4 protein-coding genes are annotated in these 14,311 nt (G+C 71.1%); 3 read left to right on the top strand and 1 reads right to left on the bottom strand.

Annotated elements, in window-relative coordinates; genetic code table 11:
- Positions 1-6: 6 nt before the first annotated feature.
- Genes ACSHWB_RS31405 through ACSHWB_RS31395 form a run of 3 tightly spaced genes read left to right on the top strand, consistent with a single transcriptional unit; the run spans position 7 to position 13,461 of the window.
- The gene (locus ACSHWB_RS31405) at positions 7-10,833 is read left to right on the top strand and encodes an amino acid adenylation domain-containing protein (RefSeq protein ID WP_439656893.1); all 10,827 of its coding nucleotides are present in this window, start codon (positions 7-9) and stop codon (positions 10,831-10,833) included.
- Positions 10,820-12,511, top strand: a complete 1,692-nt coding sequence (locus ACSHWB_RS31400) for an ABC transporter ATP-binding protein (RefSeq protein WP_439656892.1) — start codon at positions 10,820-10,822, stop codon at positions 12,509-12,511. Before ACSHWB_RS31405 ends, ACSHWB_RS31400 begins: the two co-directional genes overlap by 14 nt.
- On the top strand, positions 12,508-13,461 hold the full coding sequence (locus tag ACSHWB_RS31395; protein WP_439656891.1) for an alpha/beta hydrolase-fold protein: 954 nt from the start codon (positions 12,508-12,510) through the stop codon (positions 13,459-13,461). The genes ACSHWB_RS31400 and ACSHWB_RS31395 overlap by 4 nt, the downstream gene beginning before the upstream one ends.
- Here the strand turns inward: ACSHWB_RS31395 and ACSHWB_RS31390 are convergent.
- Positions 13,429-14,277: a helix-turn-helix transcriptional regulator gene (locus tag ACSHWB_RS31390; RefSeq protein ID WP_439656890.1), complete on the bottom strand. Its 849-nt coding sequence runs from the start codon at positions 14,275-14,277 to the stop codon at positions 13,429-13,431. The two genes, ACSHWB_RS31395 and ACSHWB_RS31390, sit on opposite strands and share 33 nt — an antisense overlap.
- Positions 14,278-14,311: the final 34 nt, after the last annotated feature.

Here is a 14,311-nt window from a genome sequence, read left to right as displayed (position 1 = left end):
GAAGGGATGGCTGAGTCGTCGATGGAACAGATGGCCGACCGTGACGTACTTCTTTCGACCGCCCGGATCGCCTCCGTTCGGCGCCGTGCCGGTGAGTACCCGCAGCGGACCATCGCCGTCGCGAGTGCCGTCGCACTGACCCGCTGGGCCGATTCCCGTTACGAGGTCGAGGGGTTCGGGCTCACGCCCGCGACGTTGTTCAGCGACCTGCTCGTGTGGGCAGACAAGGGCCAGAACTCCGACGTCACCGAACGTCCCGACGGCTGGGCGATCCCCGTGCCGGACGGCGTCGACCTGGCGCAGGCGCAGCGGGTGCTGGACGACCTGGCCGAGTTCCCGAACCGCGCCATCGGCACGCTGACGTCCCAGCCGCTCGACGAACGGCTCGCGCAGCTGGCCCGCTGGAACGACAACGAGTTCCCGCGCGACCGCCCGAGCATCGTCGAGCTGTTCCGCGAGCAGGCCCGGCAGCGCCCGGACGCCGTCGCGATCAACGACGGCGAGCGCGCCTTCACCTACGGCGAGGCGCTGTCCCGCTCCAACCAGCTGGCCCGCCACCTGAACGAGCGCGGTCTCACGACCGAGCAGGTCGTCGGCATCTCGTTCGACCGCTCGGCCGAGATGGTGATCAGCCTGCTCGCCGTGCTGCAGGCAGGGGCCGCGTTCGTGCCGCTCGACCCGCAGTGGCCGGCGTCGCGGCGCGAGTCCGTGATCACCGACGCGCGGGTCGCCTTGCTCCTGGGAAGTGGTCAGGAAGGCGAGCCGGAGGCCGTCGCGGTCGACCTGTCCGACTGGGGCTTCTCCGGCTACTCCGGTGAACCCACCGACGTCACGATCCGCGGCGCACAGCTCGCGTACGTGATGTTCACGTCCGGCTCGACCGGCCGCCCCAAGGGCGCCATGATCCGGCACGAGGCGATCAGCGAACGCCTGCTGTGGCAGGTGGACCAGATCCTCCACTTCGGACACTCCGACGCGTCCCTGTTCAAGGCGCCGCTGTCGTTCGACATCTCCATCAACGAGATCTTCCTGCCGCTGGTGTGCGGCGGACGGACCGTCGTCGTGCGGTCCGGCGGCGAACGCGACCCGCACCACCTGCTGCACACGATCGACCGCCACCGCGTGACGTTCGTGTACCTGGTGTCGTCGATGCTGGACGTGCTGCTCACCATCGCGGGCGAGGGCGAGCTGACCAGCCTGCGGCACGTGTGGTGCGGCGGCGAGGTGCTCACCCCCGAGCTGTACGAACGGTTCCGCACGCGGCTCGACATCCCGATGTACCACGGCTACGGCCCGGCCGAGGCCACGATCGGCGTCTCGCACGTGATCTACCGCGGCGAGGCCGAGCGGCTGTCGACGTCGATCGGCAAGGCGAACCCGAACACCGACCTCTACGTGCTGGACGACGAGCTGCGGCCGTGCCCGGTCGGTGTCGGCGGCGAGCTGTACATCGGCGGGTTCCTGCTGGGCCGCGGGTATGTGAACGCGCCTGGCCTCACGGCGTCGCGGTTCGTCGCGAACCCGTTCGCCACCGACGGTTCACGCCTCTACCGCACCGGTGACCTGGCGCGGTTCGCGCCGGACGGGTCGCTCGACTTCCTCGGCCGCGTCGACAACCAGGTCAAGATCCGCGGCATGCGGCTGGAGCTGGAGGACGTCGAGGTCGCGCTGGCCGAGCACCCGCGGGTGCGCCACACCTGTGTCGTGGTCAGGAAGAACTCGGCGGGCGGCAACTACCTCGTCGGGTACGTCGTGCCGTCGGACGAGGACCTGACCTCGGAGGCCGTGAAGCAGTGGGCGACCGAGCACCTGGTCGAGTACATGGTGCCCACGCACGTCGTGGTGATGAGCGAGTTCCCGTTGACGCCCAACGGGAAGCTCGACCGCCGCGCGCTGCCGGAACCGTCCGTCGAGACCGGTCCGGTGACCGCCGCGGCCAACGACGACGAGGCCGTGATCTGCGCCGCCGTCGCCTCGGTGCTGCGGGTCGAGCAGGTCGGCGCGGACCAGGACTTCTTCGAGCTGGGCGGCGACAGCATCCTCGCGATCTCGTTGCTCAGCGCGTTGCGGGCGGAAGGCGTGTTCGTCACCGCCACCCAGATCTTCCTCAACCGCACCCCGCGCGCGCTAGCCGCCGTCGCGTCCCGTGACGGTGCCTCGGCGGTCGACCACGACGACGTGCCGACCGGCCCGGTGGCGGGCCTGCCGATCGTGCAGTGGCTCGGCGAGACCACGGACGCGATCGACGGGTTCGTGCAGTCGGTCGTGCTCAACACCCCGGCGGAGCTGACGCCGGACGCGCTCACGCAGATCCTGGACGCGCTGGTCGAGCGGCACGACATGTTGCGCGCCAAGCTGGTCCGGGGCTCCAGCTGGTCGTTCGACATCCCCGCCAGCGGGGATGCGTTGTGGGAGCAGAGCGATGCGCCGCTGGAGGAGTGTGTCGCGGCGGCCACCGAGGGGCTGAACCCGGACGCGGGCGTCATGCTGCGCGCGGTGTGGCGGCCGGAGGCGCGGCAGCTCGTGCTCGTGATCCACCACGTGGTGATCGACGGTGTCTCGTGGCGCATCCTGTTCGACGACCTCGCGCTGGCCTGGCAGCAGGTCTCCTCCGGTGCGGCCGTGGAGCTCCGGCCCGTCGGCACGTCGTTCCGGCGCTGGACCCAGTTGCTGGAGCAGGCCTCGTTCTCAGCCGACCGCACGTACTACGAGCGGGCGCTGCCGGGCGTGGACCAGTTGCTCGGCCGGCGTGAGCTGACCGACGCGGATGTCGTTGCGGGCGAACAGGTTCGCACCGTCACCGTCGGTTCGGCCGCCACCGCCGCGTTGCTGAGCGACGTACCGGCGTTGTTCCACGCCAAGGTGAACGACGTCCTGCTGACCGGTCTCGCGGTCGCGCTGGCCCGCTGGCGGCGTGACAACGGCCAGGACCAGACTTTCGCGCACATCGAGCTGGAAGGCCACGGCCGCGAAGGCCGGTTCGTGCCGCGCGACCCGGACCTGTCGCGCACGGTCGGCTGGTTCACGACGTTGTTCCCGGTGACGGTGGACCCGGTCGACGTCGACGACCTGGGCCCGGCCCTCAAGCGCGTCAAGGAGGACCTCGCACGGGTGCCGAGCAACGGCGTCTCCTACGGCGCCCTGAGGTACCTGGGCGGTGAGCGGTTCGACGCGTCGCGCCCGCAGGTGCTGTTCAACTACCTCGGCCGGTTCTCCGGTGGCACGACCGGGGACTGGCAGCTCGCGGAGAACGCCGGTCAGCTCGGCGAGAAGCGCGACCCGGCGATGCGGCTGCCGCGCGCCCTGGAGTTCAACGCCTCCGCCGAACCCGGTGCCGACGGCGAGCTGGAACTGGTCACCGTCCTCTCCTGGCCGTCCGGGGTCTTCACCGACGCCGACACCGCCAGGATCGGCGAGTACTTCGTCGCCGCGCTGGAAGGTCTGGCGGCGCTCACCACCGGTGGCCACTCCCCCAGCGACTTCCCGTTGCTGCCGCTCACCCAGGCCGACGTCGACGCCCTGGACTCCCCGGCGTTGCGCGAGATCCTCCCGCTGACGCCGTTGCAGGAGGGCTTGTACTTCCACTCCGTCTTCGACGACGACTCCGCGCACCGCTACGTCGAGCAGCAGCTGCTGACCCTGACCGGTGCCGTCGACGCCCGGCGCCTGGAAGAAGCGGCGGCGCAGGTGTTCGAGCTGTTCCCGAACCTGGCCGCGCGGTTCACGAGCCTCGCCGACGGCAGGGTCGTGTCGGTGCTGGAGTCCGGTGTGCGGCCGGTGTTCACCACGGTGAACGGCCAGGGCATGTCCGACGAGGAGGTCGCTGAGCTCGCCGAACGCGACCGCGTCGCCGGGTTCGACCTCGGCACCGGTCCGCTCATGCGCTTCACGCTGGTGCTCACCGCGCCGCGCCGGTACGTGCTGGTGCAGACCGTGCACCACATCATCGCGGACGGCTGGTCGGTGCCGCCGATGCTGCGCGCGTTGCTGGCCGAGTACGACGCGCCGGGGTCGGTGCACGTGCGCGGCAGCTACTCCGACTACGTGCGGTGGCTCGTCGAGAGCGACGCCGCCGAGAGCGACCGCGTCTGGGCCCGCGAGCTGGAAGGCCTGACCGGGCCGTCGATCACCGTGCCGGACCACCTGCCGTCCGAGCGGTTCGCCGACATGACCGTGGACGCATCGTCCGATGTGGACGAACGGGTGCGCGCGGCGGGCGTGTCGCTCAGCGTCGCCGTGCACAGCGCGTGGGCCGTGACGCTCGGCGGGATCCTGGGCAGCCGGGACGTCGTTTTCGGCTCGACGGTGTCGGGTCGCGACGCCGACGTGCCCGGCATCGACGAGCTCGTCGGCCTGTTCATCAACACCATTCCCGTGCGCGCCAGGTGGTCCGCCGACACGACCGCGCGCGAGCTGCTGGACGCGATGCGCGAGCACCAGACCGCCGTGCTGCCGCACCAGCACGTGTCGCTGACCAGGATCGGCAGGCTCGCCGACGCCGGGAACCTGTTCGACACGCTCGTGGTGTTCGACGTCGCGACCGACGTGACCTCGTTGCGCAGCGACTCGTTCGGCATCGCGGACGTCGTCAACGAGGGCGCGCCGCACTACCCGCTGACCCTGGTGGCCGCACGCCGCCACGACGGTTCGCTGTGGTTCAACCTGATCCACGACACCGCGGTCATCCGGCCGGAGGGCGCCCGCCGGATCGTCGAGACGTTCGCCGGCACGTTCGCCGCCCTGCTGGCCGGGGAGGAGATCCCCACGTCCCGGAGCATCGAGCCCGCCGCGGTCTCCCCTGCCACGCTGGCCGAGCTGTTCGACGCGGTCGCGGACCGTGCGCCCGAAGCGCGCGCCGTGACGTTCTGCCGCCTCGACGGCACCTCGGAAAGCCTGTCGTACGGCGAACTGGCCGAGGCGAAGACCCGGCTGGCGCGCACGCTCGCGAACGCCGGGGTCGGGCCGGACCAGCGGGTCGCCGTCGCCGTGCCCCGGTCGCTGGAGCAGGTCGTCTCGCTCGTCGCGGTCGTGTCCGCTGGCGGTGCGTACGTGCCGCTGGACGCGGCGTACCCGGACGACCGGCTCGAGTACCTGATCTCCGACAGCGCGCCGCAGGTCGTGCTCATCGCCCCAGAGCAACGCGACCGCTTCGCCGGGATCGTCTCCCGGACCGGCAGCACCACCAGGGTCGTCGCGATCGGGGACGAGGTGCCCGGCGCGGGCGTGATCACGCCCGCGACCTGGGAGCACCCGGCGTACGTGATCTACACGTCCGGGTCCACCGGCAGGCCCAAGGGCGTCGTGATGCCGCACCGCGGCGCGGTGTCGCTCCTGGCGAACATCCAGCCGGACATGGGTTTCGGCCCGGACGACGTGGTGACGCAGTTCCACTCGTTCTCGTTCGACCCGTCGGTGCTGGAGGTGTGGGGCGCGCTGACCAACGGCGCCGAGCTGCTGGTGCCCGACCGCGGGCTGACCCGCTCGACGGCCGACTTCCACCGGCTGGTGCGCGAGCGCGGTGTCACGTTCCTCATCCAGACACCGTCGGCGTTCTACCAGTTCATCGAGGCCGACAAGCACAGCGAGCCGCTCACGACCGTGCGCAGGGTCATCATCGGCGGTGAGGTGCTGGAACCCGGCCGGATGCGCGACTGGACGGCGCGGTACGGCACCCGGCGGCCGGACCTGGCCAACTGCTACGGCCCGACCGAGTCCACTGTGTACACCACGCGGCACGTGCTCGACGACCACGACTACGGTCCCGGCCGTCCCGACGGCAGCCCGATCGGCACGTCCGTGCCCGGCCAGCGGGCCTACGTGCTCGACGAGCGGCTGCGGCCGGTCGGGCCGGGTGTCGTCGGCTCGCTCTACCTCGCCGGCCCGCAGCTCGCGCACGGGTACGCGAACCGGCCGGGGCTCACGGCGGGCCGGTTCGTCGCCGACCCGTTCGCGGGCGACGGATCGCGGATGTACCACACCGGTGACCTGGCGAAGTGGAACCTCGACGGTGACGTCGAGTTCCTCGGCCGCGCCGACGGCCAGGTGCAGCTGCGCGGCTTCCGCATCGAGCTGGGCGAGATCGAGGCCGTCGTCCGCGAGGTCGCGGGCGTGGTCGACGTCGCGGTGACCGTGGCGGACAGCGCCGACCACCTCGTCGCGCACGTCGTGGGCACGCCGCCCGCCGACATCGCGTCGCTGCTGGCCGGGAAGCTGCCGCAGCACATGGTGCCGCAGCGGATCATCCCGCTCGACAGGCTGCCGATCACGGTCAACGGCAAGCTGGACCGCGCTGTGCTGGAGGAACGCGCCCGCACGACCGGGACACCGGTCGAGGCACCGGTCTCAGCGCCGGTCGCCGTCGCCGGCGCCTCCGTGCTCGACGCGCTGGTCGAGATCTTCCGCGACGCCCTGCCGGTGTCCGATGTGGACGCCGACACCGACTACTTCATGGCCGGGGGCGACAGCATCGTCGCGATCGGCGTGGTGAACCGGGCGCGGGCGCTGGGGTTGCGGATCTCGCCCCGCGACATGTTCCTGCACAAGACCCCGCGGGCGCTCGCGGAGAAGTTCGCCGTGCAGCCCGTGGTGCAGCAGGCCCCGGTCGCCGAGGAGATCACCGACGGCCCGGTCGCGCCGACGCCGATCGTGTTGCGGCTGCGGGAGCTCGGCGGGTCGCTCGACGGTTTCGCGCAGGCCAGGCAGCTGGAGTGCGCGAGCATCGAGGACGCCCGGCGTGCGGCGAACGCCGTCGTGGCAACGCATCCCGCGTTGCGGCTGCGCCTGAACACCGACCAGGGCGTGTGGACCCTGCGGACCGAACCGGCGGCCGACGTCGACGTCGTGGTGTCGGCGGACGACCCGCAGGAGGCCGCCGAGGCCGCCGCGGGCAGGCTCGACGCCGAAGCCGGTGTCATGACGGCGTTCACGTGGCTGGAGCACAGCCGCACGCTCGTCGTCGTGGTGCACCACTTCGCGGTGGACGCCGTGTCCTGGATGATCCTGCTCGAAGACCTCGCCGTCGCGATGCGCGGCGAGGAGCTGGCGCCGGTGACGACGTCGTTCGCCGCGTACGCCAAGGCGTTGACGCTGAACGCCCAGTACGGCGGCGACCTGCGCCGGTGGATCGAGACGCTCGACTCGCCGGTGCTCACACCGCAGCTCGGGGAACGGCGCGAGGTCACCGTCACGCTGGCCGCCGACATCACCAGCCGGGTCGTCCGGACGGCGCCGACGGCACTCGGCGTCGGCCTGACCGAACTGCTGCTCGGCGCGTTGCGGACCGCGCTCACCGAGATCCAGAGCACCCCGACGGACCTGGTGGTCGACCTCGAACGGCACGGCCGCGTCCCCGCCGACGAGCACCACGACTACACCCGCACGGTCGGCTGGTTCACCGCGCTCGCGCCAGTGAAGCTCAGCCCCTCCACGGATCCGGTGGCAGCCGCTCGGGAGGTCGTCGAGCGGCAACCGGACGAGGTCGCGCACGTCGAGTTCGGTCAGCTGCGGCACCTGAACCCGCAGACGGCTTCCGTGCTGGCCGCGCTGCCCCGGCCACAGGTGCTGTTCAACTACCTCGGCCGCGCGAGCGAGGCGCAGGCGCTGCACGTCGATCCCGAGGGCCGGCCGAGCCCGTACGCGGTCGAGGTCAACTGCTGGGTCGACGTCACCGGCTCGCTGCGCGCCACCTTCGGACTGACCGACGACGTGTCGGACGAGATCGCGGCGCGGTGGCTGATGGCGCTGGAACGGATCGCGGACGCCTCGGCGACCGTGCGCCGCACCGCGCCGGTCTCGCCGCTGCAGCGCGGCCTGTACTTCCAGGCGGAGCTCGCGGGCAAGTCCGGTCAGTACGTGGCGCAGAGCTACTTCACGTTCGACCGGCGGCTCGACGCCGACGCGCTGGCCAAGGCGCTCGCCTGCGTGATCGCGAAGCACCCGGTCGTCGGCGCGGGCTTCGAGACCGACGAGGACGGCACGCCGGTGCAGGTCCTGGGGACCAGCGGTCCGATGCCGGTGCGGACCGTCGACGTGCTGAACGAGGCCACCGTCGAGGCGTTGCGCGTCGAGGACCGCGCCACGGGCTTCGACCTGACCTCGCCGCCGCTGGTGCGCCTGACCGTCCTGCGGCTGCCGAGCGGCCACGACACGTTGCTGTTCACCAGCCACCTGCTGCTGTGGGACGGCTGGTCGCGCGCGATCGTGCTGGACGACCTGTTCGACGCCTACCGCGCGATCCTCGCGGGCGAGACCATCGACTCGACGCCCGCCACGCCGAGCTACGAGAGCTACACGCGTGCGCTGGCCGAGAAGGACGCCGAGGCCGCACAGCGGTTCTGGGCCGATCATCTCGCCGGGCTCCCCGGGCCGACCCTGCTCGGCGGGCCGTCCACTTCGGACTCGCTGCCGACCAAGATCGTGCGGACCCTGCCGGTCGAGGCGTCGAACCGGGTGCGGGAGGCCGCGCGCCGGCACGGCGTGACGGTGAACTCGGTGCTCACCGGCGCGCTCGGGCTGCTGCTCGGCCGGGAGACCGGGCGCGGGGACGCGGTGTTCGGTGTGACGGTGTCCGGGCGTGAGGAGCAGGGCACCGAGGGCATCGTCGGCGTGCTGCTGAACACCGTGCCGATGCGGGTGACCGCACAGCCGCACAACACCGTGGGCGAGTTCCTGGCGGCCGTCCAGGCCTCGCGGGTGGCGACGATGGAGCACGAGCACTTCGGGCTCGGCGAGATCCAGCGCGCGAGCGGCCACGACCAGCTGTTCGACAGCCTGTTCGTGCTGCAGAACTTCCTGGACGACGACACGTTCACCGAGTTCAACGCGAAGAACGGGATCACCGCCCACGAGGCGGAGGACTCGACGCACTACCCGTTCACGTGGGTCGTGACGCCGGGCGAGGAGGTCACGGTCAAGGTCGAGTACCGGCCGGAGGTGACCGATCCCGCGTTCGCACAACGGTTGTTCGACGGCTACCTGCGGGTGCTCGACGAGCTGACCCGCGCCGACGGCCTGCTCGGCGCGGTCGGCGGCTCGGTGGTGACGCCGGAGCTCAACCCCGCCAACGACTTCGGCAACCTGACCGTGGTCGACCTGTTCGACCGGGCGGCCGACCGCAACCCCGACCGCATCGCCCTCGTCTCGCACGGCGGCACGATGACGTTCGCGGAGCTCAGGGACCGCAGCCGTCACCTCGCGGGAGTGTTGTCGGGCAAGGGGATCGGCGTCGAGACGTCGGTCGCCATCGCGGTGCCGCGCTCGCTGGAGTGGGTCGTCGCGCTGTTCGGCATCCTGCGCTGCGGTGCGGCGTACGTGCCGCTGGAGCTGGACCACCCGGACGAGCGGATCGCCGCGATCATCGACGACGCGCGGCCGGCGCTGGTCATCACGACCAGCGGGGTGGCGCCGAGGATCCAGTGCCCGACGTTCAAGCTGGACGAGCCGTGGCCGGACGCCGAGCCGGTGACCACGTTCTCCCCCAACGATCCCAACAGGCTCAAGCACGCGGCCTACACGATCTACACGTCGGGTTCGACCGGCAAACCCAAGGGTGTCGTGACCGAGTACGCCGGGCTGACGAACATGCTCGTCAACCACCAGCGGCGGATCTTCGAGCCGGTGCTGGCCGAGCACGGGCACCGGACGTTCCGGATCGCGCACACCGTGTCGTTCGCCTTCGACATGTCGTGGGAGGAGCTGCTCTGGCTCGCCGACGGCCACGAGGTGCACATCTGCGACGAGGAGCTGCGCCGCGACGCGACGGGGCTCGTCGAGTACTGCCTGGAGCACGAGATCGACGTCATCAACGTGACGCCGACCTACGCGCAGCAGCTGGTGGCCGAGGGGCTGCTCTCGGCAGAGCACAAGCCCGCACTGGTGCTGCTGGGCGGTGAGGCCGTGACGCCGACGCTGTGGCAGCGGCTCGCGGACACCCCTGGCACGATCGGCTACAACCTCTACGGGCCGACGGAGTACACGATCAACACGCTGGGCGTCGGCACGTTCGACTGCGTCGACCCGGTGGTCGGCGTGGCGATCGACAACACCGACGTCTACGTGCTCGACCCGTGGCTGCGGCATGTGCCGGACGGCATCGCCGGTGAGCTCTACGTGTCGGGCGTGGGCATCGCGCGGGGCTACCTCGGGCAGCCTGGGCAGTCCGCGGAACGGTTCGTGGCCTGCCCGTGGGTGCCCGGCGAGCGGATGTACCGGACCGGTGACCTGGTGATCCGGCGCCCGGACGGCAACCTGCTCTACCTGGGCCGCACGGACAAGCAGGTCAAGATCCGCGGTCACCGCGTCGAGCTGGGCGAGGTCGAGGCGCGGTTCGCCGCCCACCCCGGCGTCCGGTTCGTCGCGGCCGTCGCGCAGGCCGACCCGCAGGTCGACGGCGCGTACCGGCTCGCGGCCTACCTGGTTCTGGCCGACGGGGCGGACATCCCGTCGATCGCGGCGGAGGTCGGTGCCGGGATGCCGGACTACCTGCGGCCCTCGCACTACGCCGCGGTGGACGCGATCCCGCTCACCGTCAACGGCAAGGCCGACACGTCGGCCTTGCCCGAGGCCCGTCCGCTCGGCACCCTGATGACCAAGGTCGAGGACCGGGAGCTCACCGAGACCGAGGTCGTCGTCCGCGAGATGTTCGCGGAGGCGCTCGACCTCGACGAGGACGAGGTGGGCATGGCGCACGGGTTCACCGAGCTCGGCGGGCACTCGATGCTCGCGGTGCGGCTGATCGGGTTGCTCCGCCGTGAGTTCGGTCCCGTCGTCACGATCCGCGACCTGATGTCCCTCTCCACCCCCGAAGCGATTGCGCGGCACGTTGACCAACACTGAAGTCCGCACCGGCAAGGAGATCCTGAGGATCGCCCTGCGCCGCAACCGCGGCGCCATGACGTCCGGGACCCTGCTCATGGGGTCCTACCAGGCCGCGGAGACCGCCGTGCCGATCCTGCTCGGCGTGATCGTCGAGTACGCGCTGCGCGGCGGGGAGCTCAGCTCGCTCGGGCTGGCGCTGCTCGCGCTCGGGCTCGTGATGGCCACGGTGTCGTACTCGTGGCGGTTCGGCATGCGGATCCTGCAGAAGGCGAACACGACCGAGGCGCACCGGTGGCGCGTCGAGGTCGCGGACCGCGGCCTGCAGCCGGTGGCGCGCCAGGTCGACCTGAAGTCCGGCGAGGTGCTCACCATCGCCACCGAGGACGCGGACCAGACCGCGGACATCATCGAGGTGGTGCCGCTGCTGGTCAGCTCGCTGGTGTCGGTGGTGATCACGGGTGTCGTGCTGGTGGTGATCAGCGTGCCGTTGGGTGTGCTGGTGTTCGTCGGCACAGCGGCGATCCTGAGCGTGCTGAGCGTGATGTCGCGGCGGATCGGCTCGAACACCCAGGTGCAGCAGGCGAAGGTCGCGCGGGCGGGGGCGAAGGTGTCCGACCTGATCGCGGGGCTGCGGCCGCTGCACGGGTTCGGCGGCAGCTACGCGGCCTTCCAGGCCTACCGCCGGGTGAGCACCGAGGCGAAGAAGCAGTCGATCGTCGTGGCGCGGGTCAACGGGATCTACGCCGGCCTGGCGCTGGCGCTGAACTCCACGCTGGCGGCGGCGGTGACGTTGTGGGCTGGCCTGCTCACGTTCCAGGGCGAGATCACCATCGGCCAGCTGGTGATGGCGGTCGGCCTGGCGCAGTTCCTGATCGAGCCGCTGAAGCTGTTCTCGGAGATGCCCAAGTACGTGATGATCGCGCAGGCGTCCGCCGAACGGATGGCGCTGGTCCTGGCCGCACCTCCCCTGATGACGCCAGGCGTCGAGGAGGCCGGTCCGGAGAGCGGCCTCGACGTCTCGGGTGTCACGCTCGGAACGTTGCGGGACCTGACCTTCTCCGTGCAGCCAGGTGAGTTCGTGGCGATCGCGGCCTACCAGCCGCAGGCCGCGGCCGAGCTGGCGGCGGTGCTGTCCGTCGACGTGCCGCCGGCCTCGTACTCCGGCGTGGTGCGGGTGGGCAAGCAGGAGGTCGCGGCGCTGACGATCGAGAGCGTGCGCACCCACCTGCTCGTCAACCCTTCGCACCACGAGGTGTTCGCGGGAACGTTGCGGGAGAACGTGGATCCGGCCGGCACCAGCACGTTGGTGGACGAGGCCGTCTCCGCGGCGATGCTGACCGACGTCGTGGCGTTGCACTCCGACGGCCTCGACTACGCCGTGCGCGACCGCGGCGCGAACCTGTCCGGCGGGCAACGGCAGCGGCTGTCGCTGGCCCGTGCCCTGGCCGCGAACCCGGAGATCCTGGTGTTGCACGACCCGACCACGGCCGTGGACGCGGTCACCGAACAGCTCATCGCCCGCAACATCACCGCGTTGCGCCAAGGCCGCACGACCGTCGTGATCACGAGCAGCCCGGCGTTGCTCGACGTGGCCGACCGCGTGATCGTGCTCGACGGCGGCGCGGTCACGTCCGAGGGCACGCACCGCGAACTGCTCGGCCGCGACTCCTCCTACCAGCTGGCGGTGGCCCGATGACGAGGTTCGAGTGGCGTGGAGGCCCTGTCTCCCTGCGGTTCGAGAGCGTGCTGGACCCGGTCGAGCTGACGCACGAGGAAGGCGACCTCTGGTCCGCCGAGGTCGAGATGCCTTCTGCTTTGCGCGTGACGTACCACTTCGTCGACGCCGACGGGGAGGAGCACGCCGACCCGTCGAACCCCGCCGGTGCGGGTCCGAACCGGTCGATCTTCACCAGCCCCGGCCTGGAGCCGCAGCCGCACTGGCCCGTCGTCGGGCCGGACGAGGTGCTGGACGTGCCTTCGTTGCGCATCCGGTGGAACGGTGCGTTGGGGCGCAAGACAGTTCGGGTGCACCAGGGCGGCCCGGCGGTCGTGCTGCTGCTCGACGGCGACGACTGGATGTACGTGCACCCCGCCGTGGCCGCGTTCGAGTCGGCGACCAAGAACGGCGAGATGCCGACCCTGGTCTTCCTGCCCACGCCACGTGATCGTGATGCCGAGTACAGCTCTTCCGCGCTGTGGCAGGCGATTCGGGACGAGCTGCTGCCGTTGCTCGCCTCGAACGGCGTCTCCGTGGACCTCTCGCGGTTCGTCGTCGCCGGGCAGAGCCTGGGCGGGCTGAGCGCGTTCCGGGCGGCGCTGGACTTCCCGGACCTGGTGACGCGGGTGGCGTGCCAGTCGGGGTCGTTCTGGTACGCCCACGACCTGCCGCGGTCCGGGCTGTCGCTGGACGGGCCGGCCGGTGGTGACACCGCCGCGTTGTTGCGCACGGTTGTGGACCTGTCAGGTCTGCGGGTCGCGTTCGACGTCGGCGAGCACGAGCCGCGGATGCATCGGCACTGCGAGGCCGTGGAAGAGCTTGCTGCGGCGGCGGGGGCGACCGTGCGCGTGAACAGGTCGCCTGCCGGGCACGACCGGGTGGGGTGGCGGCACGCGCTAGTGCGCGACGTCGCTTGGTTGCTGAGTTAGGTTCCAGCTCGCCAGCAACCGCAGGTTCTGCTCCGACGGCGACCCCGGTTCCACCGTGTGCAGCGCGATGGACATGTCCGGGTCGCCGTCCACCGTCAGCGACTCGTAGGCGACGACGATCTCGCCGACCAGCGGATGGCGCAGTGCCTTCGTGCCGTTGCCGTGCCGGTACACGTCGTTGTCTGCCCACCAGCGGCGGAAGTCGGCGTCCCGGACGGACAGCTCGCCGACGAGCGCGGCCAGCTCCGGGTCGTGCGGATGGCGTCCGGCGTAGATGTGCAGGTGCGCGACGGCGAGGCGGGCGTTGGCCTCCCAGTCGACGTAGAGCTCCCGTGCCGCCGGGTCCAGGAACAGGAAGCGAACCGGGTTGCGCTCCTTCGGCGACGCGGCGCCGAAGTCCATGTACAACGCACTGGCCAGGGCGTTCATCGCCAGCACGTCGGAGCGGCGGCCCAGCAGCATCGCGGGCACCTCCGGCATCGAGTCCAGCACCCTGAGCAGGCCCGGCCTGACCCGTTGCGGTGGCAGCGACTGGGTTCTGCGCGTCGGTTTGGCCACTGTGTACAGATGGGCGCGTTCGGTCTCGTTGAGCCGCAACGCTCTCGCCAGCGCGTCCAGGACGGACTCGGAGACGTTCACGTTCCGGCCGCGTTCCAGCCGCACGTAGTAGTCCACGCTCACGCCGGCGAGCTGCGCAACCTCTTCCCTGCGCAGACCGGGAACCCTGCGCAGGCCGGGCAGCGCGGGCAGCCCGGCGTCCTCGGGCGTCACCTTCGCCCGGCGCGAGCGGAGGAACTCGCGGAGTTCGGTGTTCACCTCTCCAGCGTAGGACGGTCCGGCGGGTCGTGCG

The sequence above is a fragment of the Lentzea sp. HUAS TT2 genome (assembly GCF_051853195.1).
Classification (GTDB): Bacteria; Actinomycetota; Actinomycetes; order Mycobacteriales; family Pseudonocardiaceae; genus Lentzea.
Note: the sequence above shows the minus strand (reverse complement) of the source record. Positions and strands in the feature narration are given on the sequence as shown.